A 26,380-nucleotide genomic window follows, 5' to 3' on the forward strand; every position below is an offset into this window, starting at 1 on the left:
AATTTACCCTCCTATTCCTGTCACTTGGATGACTAAAGTTTTTAACGTTTCTTGCAGTGGATTACTCAGCATAGCCGGGTAAATACCAATTAAAATAATAAATCCAAGCAGAACAACAATCGGAATGACTTCCATCGGTTGAGCATCTGCCAACTGCTGATACTTCGTCGGAGTTGGTCCAAAAGTCGCAGCCATAATTGCTCGTAGCACGTATACTGCCGTAACAATTAAGCCCAAAGCACCAATTGCCGCCAATACCGGATGACTGCCAAATAGACCTAGGAACGCGAAAAATTCACTGATAAACCCAGACATCCCTGGCAGACCAAGTGAAGCCATACCCCCAGCAAGGAATACACCGCTAACAAATGGCATCGATTTTGCCAATCCACCCAGTTCATCTATTTGAGACGTACCCGTTCGTTCCCAAATGACGCCAATCAGGAAAAACATCAACGCAGAGATGAACCCGTGGGAGATTACTTGGAACATTGCACCTTGGAAGCCGAACAGATTCATCGCGGCAAATCCGAGCAAAATAACCCCCATGTGGCTAATACTTGAGTAGGCAAGTACCATTTTTAAATCCCGTTGAACAAAAGCAAGCGTCGCCCCATACAGGATATTGATTAAACCAAGGATCGCCATTCCGACAGCCATTTTCTGTGCCACATCCGGGAAAAAACCAATTCCCATCCGTAATAGTCCGTACGCACCCATTTTAAGTAGAATCCCTGAGTGAATCATAACAATGGCTGGCGGAGCTTGAACGTGCACCTTCAGCATCCAGCTGTGGAATGGGAAAATCGGTAATTTGATCCCGAAAGCTATGACAAATGCCATGAACAATCCAAACTTGAATGACTCTGGAACATTAGTCACGAATGCATTTCCTGGCGTAGTTAACGCTTCAACCAGTCTCCAAATGCTAATAGTAGGCTCTGGGGAAACTAGTGAGCTAACAAACAGCATAGCAATGAAGCCAAGCAGCATGATCGCTGAACCAATTCCGTTGTAGATCAGGAAGCGATTGGCTGCTTTTTCTCGATCTACATACCCCCAGATTCCGATCAGGAAGTACATCGGCACTAACGTAAGCTCGAAAAACAGGAAGAAGAGTAACAAGTTTTGAGCAGTAAATACACCGAACATCCCGATCAAAAGAAGATGGAACAGGATAAAATATTCTTTCGTGCGTTTCTTGATATTCCATGAAGCTACTGCCGCTAATGTAGCGATAATAGAAGTCATGAATACCAATGGCATGGATATACCATCTACGCCCATTTCATAATCAATGTTCAAATAGTACGTCTGATTGTCTGCCATTAACGACAGAGGTATCTGAATCCACGATGCATGCTCGTAAAATTGCATACCTATCTGGTGATAATCAAATGATACGAACAGCATTGTCGCAAGAATTAGCGGTAAAATTGTTCCCAATATGCCCAGTTGCTTGATAATCGTAATCTGGGACTTAGGCACAAGCAGTAGAATAAGAATCGCTAAGAGCGGTGAAAAGGTAATCAGTGATAAGAGAAAGCTATTGTCCATAAGGCACACCTCCCAGCGTTGTGAGACTTACCACCAGGATGACGAGTCCCATCAGAACAACTAAGCCGAACATCTGCAATTGACCTGTTTGCAAGCGACTATTGACTCCCCCAATTGCTCTTGCTGTCCAGCCTACTAAGAAGCCAATTCCACCCACTACGTATCGATCAAACAGGGATAGCAAGTGACCAAGTCCTCGGAAGGAACGCACAAAAACTACATCATATATTTCATCAATATAATATTTTCGATAAGACAAGCGGTATAACCACGGTACTTGCTCAGAAATGATATCGCTTGATACGCTCTTTTTACCATACATCAGATAGGCAAGTCCGATACCTAATAGCGAAATGACAACCGCAGTCACTTGCAGCCATACACCACCATGACCAGCTTCTTCTGTATATCGTTCCATAATGTACTGACCTACTGTTCCGCTCATTAGCCAGTTGCCCAGAATAGGATTATTTGGCAGATTAATAAATCCAGCTATAATCGCTAGCACTGCCAGAATCAGCATCGGTAGAGTCATTGTGCTAGGAGATTCATGCGCTTTTTTGGTCGCCTCTGTCGTTGCCTCTCCCTTAAAGGTGAGATAGTAGAGTCGGAACATGTAAAAAGCAGTACAGAATGCAGCTAACATAGCAATAATCAGTAGATCAAAACGACCTTGTGAAAAGATAGCAGCCAGAATTTCTTCCTTCGACCAGAATCCTGAAAACGGTGGAACGCCGGCAATTGCCAGACATCCGATCAAGAATACAAAACTGGTGATCGGCATTCGTTTTGATAACCCACCCATTTGAAAAACATCCTGAGTATGCACAGCATGAATAACGCTTCCAGCTGCCAGGAATAGCAATGCTTTAAAGAAAGCATGCGTCATCAAGTGGAATGTACCAGCCACATAACCAGCTGCTCCAGCCACCCCAAGTGCCATCATCATGAAACCTAGCTGACTTACTGTGGAATATGCTAACACTCGCTTAATATCTCGTTGCGTAATCCCGATGGTCGCAGCAAATATCGCTGTAAAACCACCCACATAGGCAACCACATTTAATGCCTCTGGAGAAGCAATAAATAGCGGGAAGGAAGCAGCAACCAAGTAAACACCCGCCGCTACCATCGTGGCAGCATGGATTAATGCCGATACGGGCGTAGGACCTTCCATCGCATCAGGTAACCAGGTATGTAGTGGAAATTGACCTGATTTCCCTGCTGCCCCTACGAAAATTAGAATGGCTGAAAGCGTAATGATCGCAGGTTCAACCTTTCCATTTTCAACTGCGGTAAAAATATCCTCAAATGCAAAGCTTCCTGTTTGCCAGAACAGTAGACAAATAGCGATAAATAGCCCAACATCACCAATTCTGGTAACAATAAATGCTTTCTTTGCTGCCGCTTTCGCCTGAGGTTTGAAGAAGTAATATCCTACAAGCAAGAAGGAACATGCCCCTACTAGCTCCCAGAAGATATATACCTGTAGCAGGTTTGGCGAAATGACCAAGCCTAACATAGCAAACGTAAATAGCGCTAAATATTGATAAAAAACAGGAAAGCGACTATCGCCATGCATATAGCCACGTGAATAGATTTGTACGAGCAAACTTACTGTGGTTACAATAACCAGCATCATCGCATTCAGCTGATTTATCTCAAAACCAGCAGGAATTACATAGTCGCCCACCTTCAGCCATGTCATGCTAAAAACGTAATCTTGTGCTCCATCTTTAAAACGTTCCCAGAATGTAAGGAGGGAGAGCAATAATGATGCTCCGGTAAAAAGAATACTTATGTATGCGGCTCCCTCTTTCAGTTGCCTTCCGAACGAGAGGATAATGGCAAAAGCAATTAGAGGGAAAAGCGGCACAAGCCAGGCGTATTGCATCATTGTATCCATATCTTCACCTTTCCTTTTCCCTTTCTAGTCTTTCAACTGATCCATCTCGTCCACGTTAACCGTATCCCGATTACGATAGAGCGAAATTAGTATAGCAATTCCCACAGCAACTTCAGCCGCTGCTACTGTCATAGTAAACAAGGTAAAGATTTGACCCGATATGGCAGCATTTACACCGTATTTGGAGAAAGCCACCAGATTAATATTAACCGCGTTTAGCATTAATTCGATTGATAGTAGTACCACGATAGCATTTCGTTTTGTTAATGCGCCGAACAGACCAACACAGAATAGGATGAGGGCGACGAGCAAATAGGAAGAAATATGTACATCCATACGCCTTACTCCTCCTCTTTTTTAGCCATAACGATTGCGCCTACCAATGCTACCAACAGTAGCACGGAGACTAATTCAAACGGAATGACATATTTCGTAAAAACTTCAATTCCAATTTCTTTTACATTACTTAGCGAGGAAGTATTCTCTTTAACAGGAATAGCGGACCAATTTGTATTCTGGATGCCTGTAAAAATTACGACAAACAGTGCTGCTACACCTAAAAACGTCAGCCACACCCGTCCTTTACTCTTGGAACCCTCTTCGGAAGCATCATGTTTTGTTAACATGATTCCAAATAGCATGAGAATAGATATAGCGCCAGAATAAACGAGTATTTGAGAGATTGCTACGAACTCTGCACCGAGCAAGACAAACAATCCCGCTATGCTCAGAAAAGAAACCCCTACTGCGATCACCATGTGCACAACTCGTTTGAAGTTAATCATAAATACGGCTCCACCGATTGTGAGAAGACCTAGCAGGAAGAATACTAGATAGGAAGCACTCATGTTAGTTCTCCTCTCTCACGTTGGTGTTATTGTCATCTAACCATTTCAAATCCTTATACAATTCATCACGGCTATAGGCGGCCAGCTCAAAATTATTGGTCATCACGATCGCTTCTGTTGGACAAACTTCTGTACAGAGATCACAGAGAATACAAATCTCGAAATTGATATCATACGTATCAATTATCTTCCCTTTTTTATCCGGGTCTGGATGTGATCTACCTGTTAACTGAATACATTCGGTTGGACACACACGAGCGCACTGATTGCAGACAATACACTTCTCCGGTGAAAAATGCTGAATTCCCCGGAAGCGAGGTGGCATTTGATAAGGAACGTCCGGATACAGCGTCGTTATTTTTTTCTCAGATAACTTTTTCAAGGTATATCCGAGACCTTTGGCAAATCCCAGCACGTCATTCCCCCCCATCAACTAAGTAGTAGGCTGTTGTTTCGAACGGTTCTATCTACATGAACCCATTTTGATACGTAATCACAAAAGCAGTCAGCATAATATTGAACAAAGCGACTGGCAGTAATACCTTCCAGGCAAAACCCATTAGCTGGTCCGCACGGAAACGTGGCATTGTAGCCCGAAGCCAGAACTGTAAAAACACATAAAACATGAATTTAATAATAAACCAGATAATCGGCGGGATAAAGTCTAGGCTAGGGTGAATCGGTAGCCAACCTCCCAGGAATAAAACAACAATCAACGTTCCCATGCCGAACATGTACACATATTCAGCCAGCATGAACATGGCAAAACGGAAGCCGGAATACTCCACGTGATAACCGGCTACCAATTCAGACTCTGCTTCTGGCAGGTCGAACGGCGAGCGGTTCAACTCAGCTTGAGCAGCAATCAAAAAGACAATAAAGCCTAAAAATTGCGGGACAATATTCCATACATCCTGCTGTGCGTAAACAATATCCTTCAAGTTCAGACTGCCTGTCATCAAGATAATACCAACAACAGACATGACAAGAGGTACTTCATAACTAATCATTTGGGCAGCAGAACGCATACCCCCGATTAATGAGTACTTATTGTTAGATGCCCATCCGGCAGTAATGACACCCATAACGGTGATGCTGGAAAGGGCAATATAATACAAGACTCCAACTCCCAAATCTGCGAACTGAATCGTGTCCGTAAATGGCATTACTGCAAGTACAGCAAATGCCGGAGAGTAGGCAAGGATTGGAGCTAGCGTGAAGAGTGCTTTATCAGCATGCTTTGGTCGTGTATCTTCTTTAAGCAATAGCTTGGTTACGTCCGAAATCGTTTGTAGAAGCCCAAGTGGACCAACTCGGTTAGGACCTGGACGCAGCTGCATCCATCCAATTACTTTCCGTTCAAAGTAAATCGCATAAGTAACAAATCCCAAAACCACCAGGAGCAGAGCAACGGCAGCCAGGCTGTAATGAAGTACATTAGTAAGGGATGGGGCTTGTTCTAACCAACTGCTCATCTAAGCGTCAACCTCCCCTACCACGATATCAATACTACCTAGAATCGCCACCATGTTGGACATGTTGACACCCTCCAGTAATTTCGGCAAAATTTGCAGATTGACGAAAGAAGGTCGGCGTAGCTTGAATCGCCACGGTTTATCTTTACCTTGGCTAGCTATGTAAACGCCCAACTCACCGCGTGGCGCCTCGATTCTTACATAAACCTCTCCGACGGGCGGTCTGATCACTTTCGGAACCTTGCCCATGACCTCGCCTTCTTCTGGGAACTGATCCAGAGCCTGTTCGAGGATACGAATAGATTGCTCGATCTCTTGTAGTCTCAGATGGTAGCGTGATAAGCAATCTCCCTCTGTGGCAACTGGTACATCGAATTCAAAACGATCATAGATGGAATATGGCTCATTTTTTCGAATATCCCAATTTTCTCCTGTACAACGTAACATGACGCCAGAGAGTGAGTGATCCAAAGCATCCTGTCGGCTATACGTTCCTATTCCTGTTATACGGCTTTGGAAAATTTCATTACCACTTACCAATACATGATAATTTGGTAGCTCACTTTTTAGATATTGCACAAATTCCTTTGCTTTTTCAATCCACCCAGGGGGTGCATCCCATTTCACTCCACCAATTCTCATATAATTGTAAGTTAATCGGGCACCTGACAGCTCATTGAACAGATTAATGATGGTTTCCCGGTCACGGAATGCATACAAAAACGGTCCAATCGCTCCAATATCGAGCAAATATGTACCCCACCAAACAAGATGACTGGCGATGCGATTCATTTCCATAACAATGACGCGAAGAAACTCTGCTTTTTCTGGGATGCTTAGTCCCATTAACGTCTCAACAGCATGACATAACACATAATTATTTGTCATGGAAGACAAGTAATCTATGCGATCCGTATAAGGAATGATTTGTGTATAAGTCAAATTTTCCGCCAATTTTTCTGTTCCTCGATGGAGATAGCCCATAACAGGAACTGCTTCCTTTATCGTCTCACCGTCGATTTTAACCACTAAACGAAACACCCCATGTGTACTAGGATGCTGTGGCCCAATATTTAAAACCATCTCTTCTGTGCGAATTCCTGTAGAAAATGGAGTAGGCAAGGTTATACCCCCTCGTCAAATGGCTCGTAGTCTTTGCGTAACGGATGACCTATCCATTCATCCGGCATCATGATTCGTACCAGATTTGGATGTCCGGGAAAATCAATGCCTAACAAATCAAAAGTTTCCCGCTCATTCCAGTCGGCCCCTGCCCAAATATCGGTTACAGATGAGACTGAAGCATTCTCGCGAGTTGTTTTTACTTTGACAGCTAAGCTGTGATGATGCTCATACGAATAAAAATGATAGTAGACTTCCATGCGGTCTTCATAATCAACCCCATGCAAGTTAGATAGATAATCAAATTGTAATGCTGGTTCTTCCTTTAGAAATTGAGCAATACCATGCCAGTGTTCATTCTTGATGAGTAAAGTGGGGACTTCTTTTGACAGCCTGTTGATGTAGGAATCTTCTATACTTTCCTTACCGAATCGCTCTGTAAGGATTTGAACATATCGATCAAGATAAGGCTGATTCTTGGAGGGTGGGGCTTCTTCTGCTGTTGGTTCTACTGAGCTAGCTCCCGTATTTGACTTGATCGCTGCTGCCGCTTTTGCTTTCGCCGCTGCTGCTGCTTTTGCCTTGGCTGCTGCCGCTGCTTTTGCCTTCGCATCTTCATCCATACCTGCATCAGATGTTTCACCTGCATTGGCTTCTCTAGCAGCTTTCGCTTTTGCCGCCGCCGCTGCTGCCGCTTTCGCCTTGGCTGCCGCCGCTGCCTTTGCCTTCGCATCTGGATCAGCATCGCTTGTTGTTCCATTTGCAGCTTCTCTTGCTTCTTTAGCAGCTTTTGCTTTTGCCATAGCTGCCGCCGCTGCTGCTGCTTTTTCTTCCGGCGTTGGCTTGCGTTTTTCTATAGGTGGCTCTGCTTGGGGTGCGTCTGCTCTGCCTTCTCCATTCGGTTCGCCTGTGTCGGATTCCGCTGCATTCGCCTGTGCTTCTCTTGCTTCTTTAGCAGCCTTTGCTTTCGCTCTAGCTACCGCCGCTGCTGCTGCTTTTTCTTCTGGCGTTGGCTTGCGTTTTTCCTCACTCACTGTAGATCCACCCGCTTTCCTGTCTTGGATTCATAGCGGATTTTTTCTTGCAACTTGTTAATTCCATAAATTAAAGCAACCGGACTGGGCGGACATCCAGGAATATAAACATCCACAGGACAAATCTGATCGACACCTTTAACTACACTGTACGATTTGATATAGGGACCTCCTGCTGTTGCACATGATCCCATTGCAATTACCCATTTGGGCTCAGGCATTTGATCATACAACCTTCTTAATAGAGGTGCCATCTTTTTCGTTACTGTTCCAGCTACAATCATGACGTCAGATTGTCTTGGTGAAGGTCGAAAAATGACTCCAAAACGGTCTAAATCATAATGTGCTCCACCTGTTCCCATCATTTCGATGCCACAACAGGCAAGTCCAAATGTTAACGGCCAAAGAGAGTTACTTCGAACCCAACCTTTAAGTGTTTCTAGAGATGTGAATAATACATTGCGGTTTAGTTCTTCTTGCAATTCATGTTCGATGCTTTGTAAATCTATTCCCATTCCAGCACCTTCTTTCTCCATGCATACAGTAGTCCCGTAACAAGCAGAACAATAAAGATGCACATTTCTACAAATGCAAAAAGACCAAGTTGATTGTAGGCGACTGCCCACGGATAGAGGAATAACGTTTCAACATCGAAAATAACAAAAAGGAGAGCAAAAATATAATACTTTACATTAAAACGAACCCAACTGTCTCCAATCGGGATGTTACCACTCTCATAGGTGGTTTGCTTCTCAGGCGTAGGCCTATGTGGGCGCAGCATTGGCCCGATTATACTTACCGACGCAACTGGCAGCAGTACACCCAGGAGTAAAAAGATGGCTACGATTACATAGTTGTTTGCATAAACTGCATCCATCCACTTTCCCTCCCTATTACTCTAGGTCTTTAAATTTCTTCATAATTATAACAAATCTGTACATTACAGTACAAGAAAGCCCTTTCATTCATCTCAGGATTTTATTGTAATGAGTACATCAATGCACTTATTTATTTTATCAAAAATTTCATTTAATTTATACTCAAAGAAAAAAAGACCATATCCACTACTGATAAATTGTAGGGATGTGGTCTTTTTACTATTCTTCTTACTCGCTACTACTTATCCTTACTTACATACTTTTTTTAACGTCATCATCGTCGTCATCATCTTTTACTTAAATTTAACTCTAACTTCAACCTTTTGTTTAATTGAAGGCACTTTGGAAGAAGAGATTTCGACTGTAAGAATCACTGGATCTTTTAGTTTCCCTTTTGGTACAGAAACCAAGTATCCATCATTGTCAATGTAACGAGTTCGAGAGCTCTCCACGACTTTATAAGTGATATCTTCCGTCGTTTCTGGCAATTCAAGAACTGCCTTATTTACCTCGTTTACATTTACAACTTTTGCTTCGAAATCTTTTGCAGCTTGCTTAATCGCTGCTTTTATTTCCGCATTTTCCGTACTGTCTATATCATTTTGAATAGAGAGTGTTTTCCATGCTTGATAAATCAATGGCTCTTCTTCCGTACTTTCTGGGTCCTTATACATAGCTACAGCTCGAACGTTGTATTTACCGCTTTCCGCTTTAACAATCTCGTTTGTTTCGTAGCTTATATACTCTCCATTAATATCAGAAAATGTGATCTTACCTGGCTCCAGGATACTCCAGTTACCATTTGCATCTTCTTTGTAGTATGCACCTAAAATACCTAGTTCCACATCATCCAGAGAGATCAATTCCAAATAGACTATATTCGCATCTTTTGCCTGTAAGTCAACAGTGGCTGTCACAGTAGGAGTATCCGGGTTAATATTACCTGTGAATTTGAAATCATCTAAACCAATTCGGTTATCAATTCTTTCATCACCGATATGAACTACAAATGGCAAGTGAAGATCAGGGTGTCCATCTTTACTAGTCAGACGCACTTCACCTTCGTATACACCATCTTTCGCTTTCTTATCCGGTTTTACCTCTAGTGTAAATTGGGTTATTTCCCCATCATCAGCCTTAATATTGCTCTTCGATACATCAACCTTTATGTCTTTTACATTTGGTGTAGCTTCCGGATATTTCGGATGAGTAGTTACCTCATCATGCATAATAACCTCTGCTTTGTAGCTCACGTCATCATCAGAAAGGTTTTTCAACTGAAGTGTTTTTACTTGCTTCTTACTATCAGCTGACATCATACCGAAGCTCAGGTTAGAGCCATTGTACATAATCGTTTTTGGGTTAAAGTTGGTATCAAGAATCGTTACTTTTTCAACTGTTTGCAGAACTGCAGGGGTCTCAATTGCTGCTAAACCATTAGCGCGTCCTGAACCTTGCGAGTATACATCATATTGAACATTTTCCTCATCTTGAATGTTATCAGCCGTATTAGCCAGAGCTGCTTTAATATCCATTGGAGTCCAATCTGGATGCGCTTCTTTTAATAAGGCAACTAGACCAGAAATATGTGGCGCAGACATACTTGTTCCATTGGAGCGGCCATAAGCGGTGTCATAGTTAGCATTTGGGATGTCCTTTTGCCAAGCTGGTCTTGCAGACAAAATAGAAACCCCTGGAGCCGTAATGTCTGGCTTAATAGAGTAATAATCATCCATAGCAGGTCCACGGGAACTGAAACCAGCCATTAGATCTCCTTCATCTTCCGTAATTGGATAGTCCGCACTGAATGTCATTGTTAATGAAGCAGCACCTGCTGGGTCAGCCAAAATTTGCTTAGCCAGTGCCCATCCATCGGAACCTTTCATATCAAAGGTAGGTACACCATCAGGTTGGTCACCTAGGTTGGTGTTGCTATAGCCTTCACGTCCTGGATTATCCAGGTCAGCCAGCCCATCACCGTTTGCATCATTACCATTGAAGATAATAACAGCAACTGCTCCTGCCTTGTATGCATTAGAGACTTTATCTACAAATGCAAATCCTCCACGAGAAACCACTGCAACCTTTCCTTTGGCATCAACCTTATTGAAATCATCTGGACTGCCTAGATTTGCATATACCACAGGCAATGGGTTAGTGCCTAGAATTTCTGCAAAATCAGTTTTTCCAGTTTGGTTAGCCATCACAGGCAAATTGTAGTTTCCTCCAAATGAAGTGGAAGCACTGCCTTGATACGTTTGTGAAGGTGGAGTTGTAGCTCCTACTGTGATTGGAAGTAGAGTTTGCGATGGTGAGCCTGTCGTAAAGTAGAACTGATCAGGATTTTCATCCGCATAGTTACCACTGGATACAACAGGTACAACCCCAGCCAAAGCTGCGTTATTCAGTGCGATACCAATAGGAGAATTGGCATTCTTTTCATTCTTGTCTCCTAGAGATAGGTTAATTACATCCATACCATCCTTAACGGCACGCTCAACACCATCAATTACCTGTGCATTCGAACCGCCTTTACGTCCTAATACACGATACACATATAAATCTGATTCATAAGCAATACCACGAACATGCACATCAGATGTTTTATTTTCTGCTCGTCCTGCAATTGTACCCGATACGTGTGATCCATGACTGGAACCTGCGTAGCCTTCTCCTTCTTCATCATCTTCGATAGGGATTGGTGCCTGCTCATACGGGTCACTATCGTTATCAATGGAATCATATCCACCTTTATAAGCACCCTTTAAATCAGGATGCAAATAGTCTACACCTGTATCTAATACCCCTACTTTAATACCTTTTCCTGTATACCCTTTTTCCCACATTTCCGGTACTTTTAATACCTTCAATGGATTTACATCGTATTTGCCCTCTGGTAAATTCTCTACCGTTGGCACTGTATAGATTACATCGTTGTTAAAAATCGCTTTAACATTAGGGTTTTCAGCAAGTTTAGGAATTTCATTGGCAGGCAAGGTTACTACCATACCATTAAATACAACATCAAATTTGTTTTCGATCTCTACATCTAATCCTTCACTGGATGCAAATGATTCAAGATCATCCTGCTCAGCAGCTACCAAAGAACGAGCTTGTTTTTCCGAGCTTTTTGTTTTATTAGTTGCTACTACCACAGGCTCAGCCTGAAGTTGTACAATGACTGTTACCGTTTCAGTTGAGCGCACATTCAACTCAGGCGCTATGTACGTTGCTGGTTTTGAATCTTTGTTCCCCTTGGCCTCTGCAGTAGTTTGCAGTTTGTTTACTTTCTTAAGTGTATCCAGGCTTAGCCCATCCTTTGAATTGGCTGCCATTGCATTGTACGGAACAGAACCAAGCAATAAGCTGGTTGTGAGCACAATACCGGTTAATTTCTTTGTTTTGTGCAACATACTCTTCCTCCCCATAATAAAATATAATTAATTAATCTGATTTTTTTAATTAATCAGTATATATCATTTCTTCAGGTAACTTTATTTTCCTCTATGTCCAAAGTAAGTATTTTCCGACAAACGTATGATTCATTTTTACCATTTTTAGTTACATTATCTATTTCATCACATTATTCACATTATTAATCAAAGTAATATACACACAAAAGAGGCGTATCTTATTTTTTCAAAGATACGCCTCTTACTATTCCACACTATTATTGAAGACCTCCAGGATTAGAAGTACCTAAGAAATCTTCATAAATACGTTCCCATATCATGGTAAATGTAAACTGATCGTCTTCACCAAGTGCTGGGAAGTTATCAACCGGTTCTTCCATGTAAGGAGTAAGTTTAACGAGAACTTCAAGCAACATGTTATCGTTAATTTTCAATAAATCTTTTAATTCATTTTTGGTGAAGGTAAATGTGTTCTCCTCTTTTTCATGCAAATGTGCAACCAATTGGCTGAACACTGGATGAATTAAAGATTCCAATCGGATGTGATATAGAGCTTGTGCCTCATCATCACGAAGTTGGAATGTGTCAGCTACCTCTGGGAACGGTGTAACTGGTATATCAAAGGAGCTATCCTTATCAATAACCAATCCCCATTTAATAAACATCTGGATAGCTTCATCCGCTGTTTTTGGGTAATCATAATCAGAACGCTTCAGGAAGGCTTTAAATTTTGCCAGAAGAATCATGTAGTTTTCATAGTTTTGTTCGTCCTGGAATTTAGCCTTGTCCAACGTGTCAAAAGTTCCTTCCAAAGCTTTTGTTGCTCGGACGGACTTCAGCATTTCTTCTTTTGAGTCAAAATTGTTCACAGCATAGCACAATGCCTTAAACAGTACATTCATCTCGTGGGAGAGAACACTGCTCCAGCCATTCGTATCATATCCTTTTGGAATGACAACGTCATCGCTGCCCTTTTTGCGAAGGTCTTGTATTGTTTGCATATTACACTCTCCTTGTTCACAACTAGCGTTTCACTAAGTTTCTTTCTTAGGAACCGTAGAAAGTATTAGCTATATTATACACAAACTGGGCGGTAACTTTCCAATTTCCAAAGAAAAATCCCCAAGCATGCCTGATGCCGGGGATTTTTGTTTACTATTTCTGAGAAACATCCAAACGCATAATAGCACGTTGTAGTGCATATTCCGCACGCTTGATATCAAGATCCGAAGTTTTGTCACTAAGGCGTTTCTCAGCGCGTCTCTTCGCTTCTTCAGCACGATCAGGGTCAATATCACCTGGTAGCTCGGCAGATTCTGCTAAAATCGTTACCTTATTATCGCTTACTTCCATAAAACCACCGCTAACGGCAATTATAGTTTCCTTGCCTTCTTCAAACAAGATCCGAACAGGAGCAACTTTTAACGGTGAGACAATCGGCATATGTTGAGGGAGAATACCTAGCTCCCCCGACACACCACGCACAATTACCATCTTCGCTTCGCCGCTATAGACAACCCGTTCAGGAGTAACGATTTCCACTGTGAGTTTACTCATTATGGCCTCCCCCTTTCAGGGTTGTCTTACATCATGGATTTTGCTTTTTCTACTGCCTCTTCAATCGTACCTACAAGCAGGAACGCTGCTTCTGGAAGAGAATCGTGTTTACCATCTAGAATCTCTTTAAAGCTACGCACTGTTTCTTTAACAGGAACATATTTACCAGGTAAACCAGTAAATTGTTCTGCTACGTGGAACGGTTGAGACAAGAAACGTTGTACGCGACGAGCGCGATAAACTGTAACTTTATCTTCATCACTCAACTCATCCATACCTAGGATGGCGATGATATCTTGAAGTTCTTTGTAACGTTGCAGGATCGTTTGAACGCCACGAGCTACGTCATAGTGTTCTTGACCTACAATATCCGGTGATAGAGCACGAGAAGTAGAAGCTAGTGGGTCAACCGCAGGGTAGATACCCATTTCAGAGATACCACGATCCAGGTTTGTTGTTGCATCCAAGTGAGCAAACGTTGTAGCAGGTGCCGGGTCAGTATAGTCATCCGCTGGTACGTAGATTGCTTGGATAGAAGTAACAGAACCTTTTTTCGTAGATGTGATACGCTCTTGCAAGCTACCCATCTCAGTTGCAAGGGTTGGTTGGTAACCTACTGCTGAAGGCATACGGCCTAGAAGGGCAGATACCTCAGAACCTGCTTGCGTGAAACGGAAGATATTATCAATAAACAGAAGCACGTCACGGCCTTCTTCATCACGGAAGTATTCCGCCATTGTAAGACCTGTAAGTGCGATACGCAAACGTGCACCAGGTGGTTCGTTCATTTGTCCGAATACCATCGCTGTTTTGCTGATAACGCCGGAATCCTTCATCTCATTGTACAGGTCATTACCCTCACGAGTACGTTCACCTACACCAGCAAAAACAGAGATACCGCCGTGCTCTTGTGCGATATTGTTAATCAATTCTTGGATTAGTACGGTTTTACCTACACCGGCACCACCGAACAATCCGATTTTACCACCCTTAACATATGGAGCTAGCATGTCTACTACTTTAATACCTGTTTCAAGGATTTCAGTAGAAGTAGCTTGGTCTTCATATGGAGGTGCTTGACGGTGAATTGGATCACGACGAGGAACGTCGCCCAGTTCAATCATGTCAATTGGTTCACCTAAAACGTTAAATACACGTCCTAGTGTAATATCCCCAACTGGTACAGAAATAGCTGCACCAGTGTCAATTGCTTCTGTACCACGGATCAAACCGTCTGTGGAAGACATCGCAACTGTACGAACCAGGTTATCACCTAGGTGAAGTGCTACTTCACATACTAGGTCGATATCGCGCTCACCAGAGGATTGTGCTTTGTAATTAATCTTGATCGCATTATAGATAGCAGGCAGATGACCACGGTCGAACTCAATGTCAATAACCGGTCCCATTACCTGAACTACGCGCCCTTTCGCCATCTTAATTCTTCCCTCCTAAAAGCTAATTGGAAGCCTTTATAAGTAACTTGTTTATACTTGTGCGTTCGCACCAGCAACAATCTCAGAGATTTCTTGTGTGATTGCAGCCTGTCTGGCACGGTTATAGAAGAGTGTTAAGCGATCGATGATGTCTGATGCATTATCTGTCGCATTGCCCATCGCTGTCATACGCGCGCCATGTTCGGACGCTTTCGCATCAAGTAATGCACTGAAGATTAATGTCTCTGCATATTTAGGCAAAATTGAAGCCAAAACCTCTTCTGCATCCGGTTCGTATTCATAGTTAGAACCCGTTTCAGCAGAGTCAACTGATTGAAGTGGCAACAATCGATTTACCTGTGGAATTTGAGAGATTGCACTCTCAAACTCGTTATAGCAAAGATATAGTTCATCAATCTGTTCATCCGCATACAGCTTAACTGCTGTACTGGCAATATCTTTAATATCAGCAAAGCTAGGCAATTCCGGAAGTCCTACGACTTCACCGATAACCGGGTAGTTTCTTTTTACAAAGAAATCACGACCCTTACGCCCGATTACAAAAATTGTATACTCGTCTTGTGATTTATGGTTTTCATTAATCGTTTGGATAAGCTTACGAATAATGTTCCCGTTGTATCCACCAGCGAGACCACGGTCAGATGTAATAATGATGTAACCTGTCTTTTTAATCGGACGGGTTTGCAACATTGGATGCTTGAAGCTGGTATTACCAGCAGCAATGCTTGCTACTACCTGTTGTACCTTTTGTGCATACGGACGACCTGCTTGTGCCTGGTCCTGTGCACGGCGCAACTTAGCTGTGGATACCATTTTCATCGCTTTGGTAATCTGACGTTGGTCTTTTACGCTTTTGATACGGCGTTTTACTTCACGGATACCTTGAGCCACTCATTTTCACCACCTTGGGAAACGCATGCTGAATTCGCAAATGAACCCAGCATGCACAGTATCTATCGATGCCCGATGATTAACGGCTAGGAGCAAAGCCTTTTTTAAACTCTTCGATCGCTGCTTTTAGTTCGTTCTCATCCGGCAGCTCTTTCGTTGTACGAATGTGTTCGAACAATTGTGGTTTATTGGAGTCAAAGAATGCAAGCATCTCTTTTTCAAAACGGCGAACGTCTTGAACAGGAATTTCGTCAATGAAACCTTTTGTAGCTGCATAAATAGCGATAATTTGTTTTTCAACAGGCATCGGATTGTATGCTGGCTGTTTCAGGATTTCAACAACGCGCTCCCCTCGAGTCAAACGAGCTTGAGTTGCTTTGTCCAAGTCAGAACCGAACTGCGCAAACGCAGCCAACTCACGGTATTGAGCAAGATCCAGACGAAGTGGACCAGCAACTTTTTTCATTGCTTTGATCTGAGCCGCACCACCTACACGGGATACAGAGATACCGGCGTTAACCGCTGGACGTTGACCTGCGTTAAACAAGTCTGTCTCTAGGAAAATCTGACCATCCGTGATAGAGATAACGTTTGTCGGAATATAAGCAGATACGTCAGAACCTTGGGTTTCAATGAAAGGAAGTGCAGTCAAAGAACCTCCGCCCAGTTCATCAGAAAGCTTAGCTGCACGCTCTAGTAGACGGGAGTGCAGATAGAATACGTCACCTGGATAAGCCTCACGACCTGGAGGACGACGAAGCAATAGGGACAACTCACGATAAGCAGCTGCTTGTTTTGTCAGGTCATCATATACACAAAGTACATGTTTACCTTGGTACATGAAGTATTCACCCATTGTTACACCAGCATAAGGAGCCAAGTATAGCAAAGGAGCTGGATCAGAAGCTGTTGCAGATACAACGATTGTGTATTCAAGAGCACCGTGTTTACGCAGTGTTTCTACTACACCAGCTACTGTTGATTGCTTTTGTCCGATAGCAACGTAGATACAAATCATGCCGTTGCCTTTTTGGTTAATGATCGCATCAAGCGCAACTGCCGTTTTACCAGTTTGACGGTCACCGATGATCAACTCACGCTGACCACGACCGATTGGTACCATGGAGTCAATAGCTTTGATACCTGTTTGCAATGGCTCATGAACGGATTTACGATCCATTACACCAGGAGCATTGTTCTCAATAGGACGATATTCTGTAGTCGCAACTGGACCAAGACCATCGATTGGTTGACCAAGCGGGTTAACTACGCGTCCAAGAAGCGCTTCCCCTACTGGAACTTCCATAACACGGCCTGTACGTTTAACCGTGTCACCTTCTTTAATATCACGGAAAGGACCCAGGATAATTACACCCACGTTATCGCTTTCCAAGTTGAGTACCATACCCATTTGGCCGTTTTGGAACTCAAGAAGCTCACCTTGCATTGCTTTTTCCAAACCATGTACACGTGCGATACCGTCACCTACTGTGATAACTGTACCAACGTCTGCGATTTCGATCTCAGCTTTATAATTAGCGATACGCTCCTTAAGAAGCGAGCTAATTTCTTCAGGTCTGATTGCACTCACTTTACGATTCACCCCATTCAACCAAGCGTCATTTATATTTGATGCGCGAAATTATCTAACTTCGTTTTCAGGCTGCCGTCATACAGACGATCACCGATTTTCACTACAACGCCACCTAAGATAGAAGGATCAACTACGCTTTGCAGACGAAGTTTTTTGTTAATCAATTGGCTGAACTGTTCACCCAATTGAGCTATCTCCTCTTCACTTATCGGTTTTGCTGTCGTTACTGTTGCATCGGCAAGTCCACGTTTCTCATTTGCCATTTCCACATACGCTTTGGAGATTTCTTCGAGCTCTCCCTCACGTTTGTTATCAATAAGCACATAGAGAAAATTTAGCGTTTCGTGTGTTACTTTTCCTAGAAACAAATCATCCAGTAACCCTTTTTTTGAAGAAGCATCGATATGCGGGTGCATAAAAATTTTCTCAAAATCCGGTACTTGTTGAACTGCTTGATGTAAATCTTGCAATTCAACTTCAATTTGGTCGATTAATCCACGCTCATCCGCAATTTCAAAAAGAGCGCGTGCGTAGCGTTGTGCGATCGCTCCACTCATAAGCGATCCCCTACTTGTTTCAGGAACTGATCAATTGTTTCTTTTTGTGTAGCTTCGTCCAATTCTTTTTCAATAATTTTGGAAGCCAACATAACAGAAAGCCCTGCCATTTGTTTGCGCAGTTCTTCTTTAGCTTTTTCTGTTTCGCGTGCGATTTCTGCAGTTGCTTCTGCTTTAATGCGAGCAGCTGCTTCTAACGCTTCGTGTTTGATACGTGCTTCTTCGTCTTGAGCTTGTTTCGATGCACGTTCAAGAATCGCTTTTGTTTCTTGACGAGCTTCGTCTAACAAACGACGTTGTTCCGCAATAAAGCCTTCTGATTCTTTGCGGTTTTTTTCTGCTGCCTCAATTTCAGATGCAATATTTTGGCGACGCGTTTCCATAATTTTTGTCACCGGACCAACCGCAAACTTCCTTACAATTACCAGAAGAATGAGGAAAGCGATGAATTGGAAAAGCATCGAACCCCATTCAAGCGTTAAGGCTCCCAAGTCGATCAATGTTTTTCACTCCTTCCTGACTATCAGGAAAATCTAGACATTAGTCATTATCAATCATTTCACAACAAGGAAGGCGAAGACCTAGCCTACTAGCCCCCGCCCACAACAAGTTTTTTGCAAATTACATTTGTGCGAACAGAATGAAACCAACCGCAACCGCGATGATCGGAACCGCCTCAACAAGACCAAGACCAAGGAACATAAGACCCATAAGATTACCACGTGCTTCTGGTTGACGCGCAACACCTTCAATAGTACGAGAGATAACAAGGGAGTTACCAATCGCTGCGCCAAGCGCTGCTAAACCAAAAATTACACCAATTGCGATTTCCATCATTTTAAAATTACCTCCTCAAGGTTTCAAAAAAGTTAAATTGCCTTACATATCTTTAGTGTCCATCACTTAGTTTTTGTGAAATATACACCATCGTCAATGTTGTAAAAATATAAGCCTGGATAGCACCAACGAATACTGAATATCCTAACCAAATGATCAACGGAATTGTACTAATGAAAATACTAGCACTTAATAAGAAAGAAATTAGAACTTCACCGGCAAAAATGTTACCGAATAAACGAAGTGGTAACGTCAACGGTTTAATTACCAACTCTTCCAATAAGTGAATTGGATTCAGGAAGTGTTTAAAGTACTTACCTACACCCACCCGACGAATGTCAATCCATTGAGAATAAAGCAGCACAGTCAACGCTAGCGTGAAAGTTACACTTGCTGTAGCTGTAGGAGATTTCCACCAAGCAACATGGACACTATGATCTTCAAATGCATTCATGATTTTTGCCTCTCTTGCGGCAGTTGCTTGATCACTAGAAGAAATAGCCAACTGGTGTATAAACTCCGAACTGGTATTATCCGGGGTGTGCACGGTCAGGACGTTAAACGCAAGGCCAAGCCAGTTTCCTAAAATAATATATAGAAAAAGCGTAACCGCCAGCGTTACAAATCTCGCAGCTGTTTTGGTATCCATAAAGCTTCGAACTATTCCTGCTACGAAGTCTACGATCCACTCAAGGACGTTTTGCGTCCCTCTTGGTACACCAGCTGTTAGATTACGTGTCATGGCTACCAGCATAATAAACACCACAAGCGCTGTTACAACTATCATGATAATGGTTGCTAAATCAAAAACCAGTGGTCCTAGCTGAAATCGATAGGTAAAATGATCCACAATGTGTTCACCCCTTTCTGATATAGATGTATTGCAAGCATACTGCTCAATTAAAAAAACGTATTCTTTATTGTAACGTTTAATCTGAGCAAATGCAGTTAACATTTAGTGAACCTATAAGACAACTTTTAGGTAATTCATCTATTTTATGGATCGATATATAAAAAATAAGCTAATTGCCTGAAAAAGGAATAGCGCTAGTAAAACTCCAGAAATGACAAATAAATCTGTAAATCTCACCGCCAAGAATACAGCAAATATTGAAACTGCAAATCTTGTTACCATACCAGTTCCTCTAGGCTTAATTGATGGGTCTTCTACAAACCTACCTACTCGCCATGTTTTCGCGAAAAGAACGAGTCCATTCACAAGGCTTGCGAGTGCTCCAACCAACAAAGATTGCAAGAATATTCTATGCTCAGGTAATATGAACCAAAGCAAGGCGATCACAGCGATGACTATAGATATTAAGCGGATAACGTGACGGATCGCAGTCGTAAAATTTTGCATTCTTCATCTCCCTACAGATATGGACGGATCAGATGGTACATACTGATAATACCTGCGCCTAACCCTAGAAATAACCCAACCATCATAATCCACGGGGACGTATGTAACCAGTTATCTAAGTATTTCCCACCCATTACGCCTGCTATGATACAAATTGCCAGATCTGCTCCAATTACACTGACTAATCCTAGAGCTCTCCAAGGATTATTTACCTTTTTTGACAATTTTTTCGCGTCTCCCCTCTCACAAAAATGGAAGAGCTTGGCTGACACCCTATACATATTAACGAAAATTTATTCATATTGTCAACTTACCAATTTGTTGGTCACAAAGCTTTCACATATTTGACTAAATTTTCTTAATTATCAAAGAAACTCCTTGACCCCCACCTATGCAAAGCGTTGCTAAGCCATAACGAGCTTCCTCTCTCTTTTGGAGGGCATGCACCAGCGTAACCAAAACTCTGGCACCACTCGCACCTATTGGATGCCCAAGAGCAATAGCGCCACCATTAACGTTAAGGATTTCCTGATTGATTCCTAATTCTTTTCCTACAGCCAATGATTGAGCTGCAAAAGCTTCATTTGCCTCTATTAGATCCATTTGATCCAAAGTAAGACCAGCTTTTTGTAATGCCTTTTCCACTGCAGGAACAGGACCAATACCCATGATTTCTGGGCTAACGCCTGCGCTTGCATAAGAAACAATGCGAGCTAATGGAGTAAGTCCCAATTCTTCTGCTTTAGCTTGAGACATTAGTAATACAGCAGCTGCTCCGTCATTAATACCAGAAGAATTACCTGCTGTGACACTGCCATCTTTTTTGAAAGCAGGTCGCAATTTACCTAAAAAGGCAGCCGTAGCGCCAGCACGTGGAAATTCGTCTTGTTCAAATTGAACTGCTTCCCCTTTGCGTTGTGGGATGGATACAGGAACGATCTCATCTTTAAAAGCACCTGATTCGATCGCTTTCGTAGCCCGCTCCTGGCTTCTAGCAGCAAACTCATCCTGCTCTTCACGAGTAATTTGATATCTATCACAAAGGTTTTCTGCCGTAATACCCATATGAAAATCATTAAAGGCGCACCAGAGTCCATCTTTAATCATAGAGTCAATTACTTTTTGATTTCCCATGCGATAGCCACTTCTTGCACCCTCCAGTAAATAAGGTGCCTGGCTCATATTCTCCATACCACCAGCTACCACTACTTCTGCATCGCCAGCTTTAATCGCTTGACTTGCAAGGTGCACTGCTTTTAACCCAGAACCACATACTTTGTTAATGGTAAACGAAGGTTTTTCTTCCCCAAGACCTGCACGTATTGCAGCTTGCCTTGTTGGGTTTTGTCCCAAACCAGCCTGTAATACATTCCCCATGATTACTTCGTCTACTTGTTGTTTGTTAACACCAGCTTTATCTAAAACTGCTTCGATGACTACAGCACCCAAAGTGGTTGCGCTTACAGAGGAGAGCGAACCTTGGAAGCTTCCAATAGCTGTGCGAACCGCGCTTACAATAACTACGTCATTACCCTTCATGATATTCACTCCTTAGTAATATATCAGAATAGACGATTTTATAAGTTGATTCTATTCATTCCTAATAATCAGATATTTATATACATTTTTGCCGCTAAACTCTACTTTAGCATATAAGAACTATCATTATAAAGAAATATATGTGCAACAAACTGTACACATCGCCACATCATCTTACTGATAATAAAATAAAACAAGACCATCACAGCTTTTTCAGTCGTGAAGGTCTTGTTCTTTCCTATTTAATAGGGTAGTTGTGTAATACTCTGTATAGTGCCACTACAAAAGTTGCACGTGTTGTTGGACTATTTGGTTTAAAGTTACCTTGGACCGGATCAATCAGACCTAGGTTCGCAACATTTTGCACAGCATCAGATGCCCAAGAAGGAACTTGATTTTTATCCTTCAGGGTAACCGTTTTGCTTCCCTTCTGATTAACAAGTCTATCTAGGATGATCGCTGCTTCCGCACGTGTTACTACCTTATCAGGACGGAAGGTGTTGTCATCATATCCTTTTATCAGACCCTTTGATACGGCTACCTGTACAGCTCCTTCTGCATAAGCAGGTACAGAATCTTTAAAAGTCAGATTAGCAGCAGTAGGAATTTCCCAATCAAAGACACGTGAGAGAAGCGTTACATACTGGGCACGCGTTAGAGAATTCTCAGGTCCAAACGTAGTTGGAGTAATTCCTTTGATATAACCTTTGGACGTCATATAATCAATTTCTTTTTTTGCCGGATGATTAGCGATATCCGTAAATTGTTGCCCCTGTGGCATCAAAAGAGATAATTCGTCAAAGTAGAGTGTTCCCATATCCGGGCGTAAACCTGCATTCTCTGCTACATTCGCAATGTATATGCTTTTCAGCTTAAGTGGATAAGCTGCATTGGATGGGAAATATCCTCTAACTTGTTTCCAGCCTGCCCAATCAATTTCCTTGGCTAAGTCAACGTACAAGGTTTTACCGTTGGCATCAATTACCTCTGCACGTAACCAGTGATGACTGTTATCCCCATACACCCATAATCCTAATCCAAATGGCTGACCTGGAATTACTTGTGGAGTTGCTCCCATTTTAGCGTAAACAAAACGGTTTGCACTCGGAGATGAGTTACTGAAATCATAGGCAAGCTTGGCAGAGTTACGAGAGCCATAAACTGGATCTGTTTGATTAGTTACTAGTGAGAATGAGCCTTGGGATGTTAATCCAGCTGGATTACCCTCAAATGAAATACCTGTTACATTATCAAAATTAATCCACGGCTGTTCCGTAGCACCAATGGAGATTGGTACGGTTGTCGTTTTACCGTCATAGGAAACCGTGAGCGTCGCTTTGCCTTCTTTATCACCAACCACTAATTGCAATTGATCGTTAACAATTGCCAAATCATTGTTAACAGAAGCATTTACGCTAAGTGGTGTAGCTTTTACAAGCTGACCTTTCTTGGTCTTGATCTTAATATCAAGCGGTAAGGTCTGATTCGGCATCACGTTAAGTGGTGTAGGTGTAACGATAACCTGTTCCACTTCTGCTCCACTTACTACGTGAATATTCATTTTGGATTCTACTCCATTAACATTCGCTGTGATAACGGAAGTACCAGAGTGTGTTGGAGTATAGCTGTTTCCACTGAAGCTTCCTGTATCACCTTGTACGCCCCAAGTGATTTGGTTAGGCTCAACCTTGTATGGCAAGAAGTGATTGTCATATCCTTTTGCCTCAAATTGCACAGTTTGACCAATTAATGTCTCTGTAGGTCCTGATAATTTAAATCCTGTTAGCTCTCCTGGAGGAGCAGTATTAAAAACACCAATTCCTGTTGGGACACGACGCTCTGTTCCTTCTTTTGGTCGATTAGCTAGTGTAGCTTCTGTCTCACCTAGCATTCGTACAGCCAGGGTTTGAGATCCCCCACCATCCAGATTGGCAGCAGTATAAGCACCAACCTCTTTCATCAAATTGGCAAACTCTTGAATATTCAAGCCACGACTTGAACTGCTCATTTCTACGCTAACCAGATAAAGAGTTTTTCCGTCTTGAGAAACACCGACACCTGTCCGCGAATTAGTTCCCGTTACCCCACCATCCGCAGTAAATTTAGTCAAGGCTTTTCCATCCTTCACTAAAAGCAGATGTCCACCCATTGCTTGCTCCCACTCTTTAGAGGAGGCAATTGATTGGTAGTCCACCTGAGCCACTGAACCAATCGGGAATTCTGTCTTCAGGAATGATGCTGCTGTACCATGTCCCCATAGCACATATCCATTACTTGGAATAGCTGTGCCAGGCTGGTTCTCCCTAACCGCTGTTACGATGTCGTTCTGAACGACAACCTCCACAACACCTTTGTAGCCACTAATTGTTCCCAAACTATTTTTACCGAAGGCAGGAGTATACAAATTCAGTTGATTTTCATGGCTTTTCCCCGCCGAAGACAAATATTCTTCTTTATTAACTCCACGCAAACTTAAAGTGTTGCCACTTTGGGCTGTTACCTTACCCGTAAAACCAAAGTCTTCAATGAAAGCAGTCTTATCTTTGGTAATCCCCAAGCTGTACCAATAGGGTAGATGACCCATCGAAGAGATGGTTTCCCCATCTTTAACCACTACACCAAAAGGGGCTCCTTTTTTGGACATATTGAAGAAGTCAGAATTGACACCCGCAATTGCTCCTGCTTCATTGGTCATTTTGGTAATGGTTTGTCTCTCTGTTAAGTTTCCATTTGTTCCGTAGATAGGTTTGACTTCTACATATGGATTGTTTAAATCAACCTTCGTTATGTAGATTTTTGATTTCTTGTCGCCGTATGCCTTCTCAGAATGAGTCAAAGTCGTTCCTTCACCGATTGGCGTCTGCCATACCGTAGTCAAAGGACCAATAGTTGCTGCTTCCGCTACATAAGCGGGCATCACAACTGGAACGATCACTCCGCATGCTACTGTGGTAGCCAGCAATAGCGATAGAAACCTCGCTGGCTTCGTTTTCATTTTCGCTAAAATCTCCTCTCTCCGGGTTACTCTCTTTTATCCCAATTACAATGTTTAGACGTAAAGAAACGCATACAAGTTTCAATATTGTCCGTGTTTTTTCTCAAAAAGACTTATTTCGAATCAGCGGATGATTCCGATATAAAAAAAAGAGGCGATCTTATTTGTTCGCCTCTTTTTTTGCCTTTATTTGTATAATAACTTTTCTGCTATAGGTTGAAAAGGTTGGGGTGGTTGAGAAATGTTACCAAAATGGTATAGAATCGCTTCTACGATCCGTCTGGATGCTTGTCCGTCACCATAAGGGTTAGCTGCCTGTGCCATTTGTTCATAAACAAGGGCATCAGTCAATAATTCATTAGCCATCTCGTATACCTGTTGTTCATCCGTACCAGCCAGTTTTAATGTACCCGCAACAATTCCTTCTGGACGCTCCGTTGTATCACGCAATACTAACACAGGAACTCCAAGGGAAGGTGCCTCTTCCTGAACTCCGCCAGAGTCAGTCAATATCAAGTGGGCATGTCGTGCGAAGTTATGGAAATCAGATGCATCAAGCGGATCAATCAATTGAATTCGCTCATGTCCACCCAGATATTCATTCGCCAATTCTTGCACGGCAGGATTCAAGTGAACTGGATAGACAACTGCAATTTCTTCATGCTCATCCACCAATCTACGAACAGCACGAAAAATACGTCGCATTGGATCACCTAGATTTTCACGACGATGTGCAGTCATGAGCACCATCTTTTTCCCCGCTACTTTATCTAGTACAGGATGATGATAGTCATCATTTACTGTTGTTTGCAATGCATCGATTGCTGTATTTCCTGTGATGTAGATGGTTTCTTCTCGCTTATTCTCACGCAGCAGATTATCTGCCGAACCTTGTGTTGGAGAGAAATGTAAATCTGCCATAACCCCAGTAAGCTGTCTATTCATCTCTTCCGGGAACGGAGAGTATTTGTCCCATGTACGTAGACCTGCTTCGACATGACCAATGGCTACTTGATTGTAATAAGCAGCCAAACTAGCGACAAAGGTTGTAGTCGTATCGCCATGAACCAGAACAATATCAGGCTGTGCCTCTTTGATTGCCTTATCCAGGCTCTCTAAGCCACGCGTCGTAATATCGATCAAAGTCTGACGATCTTTCATGATGTTAAGGTCAATATCAGGTGTAATGTCAAAAATCTCTAATACCTGATCCAGCATTTGACGATGCTGTGCTGTTACACACACGATTGATTCTATATGTTCGTTGTGCTTCTTCAGCTCGTGAACAAGCGGAGCCATTTTGATCGCTTCAGGCCTTGTCCCAAATACCGTCATTACTCTTACCTTTTTCATATGGTCC

25 protein-coding genes are annotated in these 26,380 nt (G+C 42.5%); all 25 read right to left on the reverse strand.

Annotated features, from left to right (window positions below; all coding sequences use genetic code 11):
* Positions 1-3: 3 nt before the first annotated feature.
* Positions 4-1,557, reverse strand: a complete 1,554-nt coding sequence (locus LM917_RS12650; protein ID WP_232697884.1) for a complex I subunit 4 family protein — start codon at positions 1,555-1,557, stop codon at positions 4-6.
* Positions 1,547-3,463 (reverse strand): NADH-quinone oxidoreductase subunit L, encoded by a 1,917-nt coding sequence (gene nuoL, locus LM917_RS12655; protein ID WP_232697885.1) that lies wholly within the window; start codon positions 3,461-3,463, stop codon positions 1,547-1,549. Before nuoL ends, LM917_RS12650 begins: the two co-directional genes overlap by 11 nt.
* A gap of 24 nt (positions 3,464-3,487) precedes the next feature.
* Positions 3,488-3,799 (reverse strand): NADH-quinone oxidoreductase subunit NuoK, encoded by a 312-nt coding sequence (nuoK, locus tag LM917_RS12660; protein WP_232697886.1) that lies wholly within the window; start codon positions 3,797-3,799, stop codon positions 3,488-3,490.
* A gap of 5 nt (positions 3,800-3,804) precedes the next feature.
* Positions 3,805-4,311 (reverse strand): NADH-quinone oxidoreductase subunit J, encoded by a 507-nt coding sequence (locus tag LM917_RS12665; RefSeq protein ID WP_232697887.1) that lies wholly within the window; start codon positions 4,309-4,311, stop codon positions 3,805-3,807.
* Between the two features lies 1 nt (position 4,312).
* Positions 4,313-4,726 carry an NADH-quinone oxidoreductase subunit NuoI gene (gene nuoI, locus LM917_RS12670; protein WP_232697888.1) on the reverse strand — a complete coding sequence of 138 codons (414 nt, stop codon included), beginning with the start codon at positions 4,724-4,726 and terminating at the stop codon, positions 4,313-4,315.
* A gap of 52 nt (positions 4,727-4,778) precedes the next feature.
* Positions 4,779-5,786: an NADH-quinone oxidoreductase subunit NuoH gene (gene nuoH / locus LM917_RS12675; protein WP_232697889.1), complete on the reverse strand. Its 1,008-nt coding sequence runs from the start codon at positions 5,784-5,786 to the stop codon at positions 4,779-4,781.
* The gene (locus LM917_RS12680; protein WP_255668258.1) at positions 5,787-6,908 is read right to left on the reverse strand and encodes an NADH-quinone oxidoreductase subunit D; all 1,122 of its coding nucleotides are present in this window, start codon (positions 6,906-6,908) and stop codon (positions 5,787-5,789) included.
* A 2-nt stretch (positions 6,909-6,910) separates the two neighbouring features.
* Complete coding sequence (locus LM917_RS12685; RefSeq protein ID WP_232697890.1) at positions 6,911-7,942, reverse strand: NADH-quinone oxidoreductase subunit C; 1,032 nt, start codon at positions 7,940-7,942, stop codon at positions 6,911-6,913.
* A complete protein-coding gene (locus tag LM917_RS12690; protein ID WP_232697891.1) occupies positions 7,939-8,457 on the reverse strand; it encodes a NuoB/complex I 20 kDa subunit family protein in 519 nt (172 codons plus the stop codon). The genes LM917_RS12685 and LM917_RS12690 overlap by 4 nt, the downstream gene beginning before the upstream one ends.
* Positions 8,448-8,819 carry an NADH-quinone oxidoreductase subunit A gene (locus LM917_RS12695; RefSeq protein ID WP_232697892.1) on the reverse strand — a complete coding sequence of 124 codons (372 nt, stop codon included), beginning with the start codon at positions 8,817-8,819 and terminating at the stop codon, positions 8,448-8,450. Before LM917_RS12695 ends, LM917_RS12690 begins: the two co-directional genes overlap by 10 nt.
* Before the next feature lie 294 nt (positions 8,820-9,113).
* Complete coding sequence (locus LM917_RS12700; protein ID WP_232697893.1) at positions 9,114-12,233, reverse strand: S8 family serine peptidase; 3,120 nt, start codon at positions 12,231-12,233, stop codon at positions 9,114-9,116.
* 257 nt (positions 12,234-12,490) lie between these two features.
* The gene (locus tag LM917_RS12705; protein ID WP_232697894.1) at positions 12,491-13,234 is read right to left on the reverse strand and encodes a DUF6042 family protein; all 744 of its coding nucleotides are present in this window, start codon (positions 13,232-13,234) and stop codon (positions 12,491-12,493) included.
* A gap of 154 nt (positions 13,235-13,388) precedes the next feature.
* A complete protein-coding gene (locus LM917_RS12710; RefSeq protein ID WP_232697895.1) occupies positions 13,389-13,790 on the reverse strand; it encodes a F0F1 ATP synthase subunit epsilon in 402 nt (133 codons plus the stop codon).
* Between the two features lie 26 nt (positions 13,791-13,816).
* Positions 13,817-15,226 carry a F0F1 ATP synthase subunit beta gene (gene atpD, locus LM917_RS12715; RefSeq protein ID WP_232697896.1) on the reverse strand — a complete coding sequence of 470 codons (1,410 nt, stop codon included), beginning with the start codon at positions 15,224-15,226 and terminating at the stop codon, positions 13,817-13,819.
* Positions 15,227-15,277: 51 nt separating this feature from the next.
* Positions 15,278-16,138 carry an ATP synthase F1 subunit gamma gene (atpG, locus tag LM917_RS12720; RefSeq protein ID WP_232697897.1) on the reverse strand — a complete coding sequence of 287 codons (861 nt, stop codon included), beginning with the start codon at positions 16,136-16,138 and terminating at the stop codon, positions 15,278-15,280.
* 79 nt (positions 16,139-16,217) lie between these two features.
* Positions 16,218-17,729 (reverse strand): F0F1 ATP synthase subunit alpha, encoded by a 1,512-nt coding sequence (gene atpA / locus LM917_RS12725; protein ID WP_232697898.1) that lies wholly within the window; start codon positions 17,727-17,729, stop codon positions 16,218-16,220.
* Between the two features lie 32 nt (positions 17,730-17,761).
* Complete coding sequence (locus LM917_RS12730) at positions 17,762-18,289, reverse strand: F0F1 ATP synthase subunit delta (protein WP_232697899.1); 528 nt, start codon at positions 18,287-18,289, stop codon at positions 17,762-17,764.
* On the reverse strand, positions 18,286-18,789 hold the full coding sequence (atpF, locus tag LM917_RS12735; protein ID WP_232697900.1) for a F0F1 ATP synthase subunit B: 504 nt from the start codon (positions 18,787-18,789) through the stop codon (positions 18,286-18,288). Before atpF ends, LM917_RS12730 begins: the two co-directional genes overlap by 4 nt.
* Positions 18,790-18,910: 121 nt before the next feature.
* Complete coding sequence (gene atpE, locus LM917_RS12740; protein ID WP_232697901.1) at positions 18,911-19,126, reverse strand: F0F1 ATP synthase subunit C; 216 nt, start codon at positions 19,124-19,126, stop codon at positions 18,911-18,913.
* A 52-nt stretch (positions 19,127-19,178) separates the two neighbouring features.
* Positions 19,179-19,976: a F0F1 ATP synthase subunit A gene (gene atpB / locus LM917_RS12745; RefSeq protein ID WP_507236592.1), complete on the reverse strand. Its 798-nt coding sequence runs from the start codon at positions 19,974-19,976 to the stop codon at positions 19,179-19,181.
* A 141-nt stretch (positions 19,977-20,117) separates the two neighbouring features.
* Positions 20,118-20,486 (reverse strand): ATP synthase subunit I, encoded by a 369-nt coding sequence (locus LM917_RS12750; RefSeq protein ID WP_232697902.1) that lies wholly within the window; start codon positions 20,484-20,486, stop codon positions 20,118-20,120.
* A gap of 11 nt (positions 20,487-20,497) precedes the next feature.
* Positions 20,498-20,710 (reverse strand): AtpZ/AtpI family protein, encoded by a 213-nt coding sequence (locus LM917_RS12755; protein WP_232697903.1) that lies wholly within the window; start codon positions 20,708-20,710, stop codon positions 20,498-20,500.
* Between the two features lie 124 nt (positions 20,711-20,834).
* The gene (locus LM917_RS12760) at positions 20,835-22,025 is read right to left on the reverse strand and encodes an acetyl-CoA C-acetyltransferase (protein WP_232697904.1); all 1,191 of its coding nucleotides are present in this window, start codon (positions 22,023-22,025) and stop codon (positions 20,835-20,837) included.
* A gap of 238 nt (positions 22,026-22,263) precedes the next feature.
* Positions 22,264-25,020: a phosphodiester glycosidase family protein gene (locus tag LM917_RS12765; RefSeq protein ID WP_232697905.1), complete on the reverse strand. Its 2,757-nt coding sequence runs from the start codon at positions 25,018-25,020 to the stop codon at positions 22,264-22,266.
* Between the two features lie 186 nt (positions 25,021-25,206).
* Complete coding sequence (gene wecB, locus LM917_RS12770; protein ID WP_232697906.1) at positions 25,207-26,373, reverse strand: non-hydrolyzing UDP-N-acetylglucosamine 2-epimerase; 1,167 nt, start codon at positions 26,371-26,373, stop codon at positions 25,207-25,209.
* Positions 26,374-26,380: the final 7 nt, after the last annotated feature.

Origin of the sequence: Brevibacillus daliensis, assembly GCF_021245735.1 — a bacterium.
GTDB classification, from domain to species: domain Bacteria; phylum Bacillota; class Bacilli; order Brevibacillales; family Brevibacillaceae; genus Brevibacillus_B; species Brevibacillus_B daliensis.

Bases quoted from the DNA above. Each gene is read 5' to 3' on its own strand.
- atpE (WP_232697901.1), bottom strand. From the start codon at position 19,126: ATGATGGAAATCGCAATTGGTGTAATTTTTGGTTTAGCAGCGCTTGGC.
- LM917_RS12760 (WP_232697904.1), bottom strand. From the start codon at position 22,025: ATGAAGGGTAATGACGTAGTTATTGTAAGCGCGGTTCGCACAGCTATT.
- LM917_RS12695 (WP_232697892.1), bottom strand. From the start codon at position 8,819: ATGGATGCAGTTTATGCAAACAACTATGTAATCGTAGCCATCTTTTTA.
- LM917_RS12750 (WP_232697902.1), bottom strand. From the start codon at position 20,486: ATGCAAAATTTTACGACTGCGATCCGTCACGTTATCCGCTTAATATCT.
- LM917_RS12710 (WP_232697895.1), bottom strand. From the start codon at position 13,790: ATGAGTAAACTCACAGTGGAAATCGTTACTCCTGAACGGGTTGTCTAT.
- LM917_RS12730 (WP_232697899.1), bottom strand. From the start codon at position 18,289: ATGAGTGGAGCGATCGCACAACGCTACGCACGCGCTCTTTTTGAAATT.
- wecB (WP_232697906.1), bottom strand. From the start codon at position 26,373: ATGAAAAAGGTAAGAGTAATGACGGTATTTGGGACAAGGCCTGAAGCG.
- LM917_RS12700 (WP_232697893.1), bottom strand. From the start codon at position 12,233: ATGTTGCACAAAACAAAGAAATTAACCGGTATTGTGCTCACAACCAGC.
- nuoH (WP_232697889.1), bottom strand. From the start codon at position 5,786: ATGAGCAGTTGGTTAGAACAAGCCCCATCCCTTACTAATGTACTTCAT.
- LM917_RS12690 (WP_232697891.1), bottom strand. From the start codon at position 8,457: ATGGGAATAGATTTACAAAGCATCGAACATGAATTGCAAGAAGAACTA.
- LM917_RS12765 (WP_232697905.1), bottom strand. From the start codon at position 25,020: ATGAAAACGAAGCCAGCGAGGTTTCTATCGCTATTGCTGGCTACCACA.
- LM917_RS12650 (WP_232697884.1), bottom strand. From the start codon at position 1,557: ATGGACAATAGCTTTCTCTTATCACTGATTACCTTTTCACCGCTCTTA.
- nuoK (WP_232697886.1), bottom strand. From the start codon at position 3,799: ATGGATGTACATATTTCTTCCTATTTGCTCGTCGCCCTCATCCTATTC.
- LM917_RS12705 (WP_232697894.1), bottom strand. From the start codon at position 13,234: ATGCAAACAATACAAGACCTTCGCAAAAAGGGCAGCGATGACGTTGTC.
- LM917_RS12665 (WP_232697887.1), bottom strand. From the start codon at position 4,311: ATGAGTGCTTCCTATCTAGTATTCTTCCTGCTAGGTCTTCTCACAATC.
- nuoL (WP_232697885.1), bottom strand. From the start codon at position 3,463: ATGGATACAATGATGCAATACGCCTGGCTTGTGCCGCTTTTCCCTCTA.
- atpD (WP_232697896.1), bottom strand. From the start codon at position 15,226: ATGGCGAAAGGGCGCGTAGTTCAGGTAATGGGACCGGTTATTGACATT.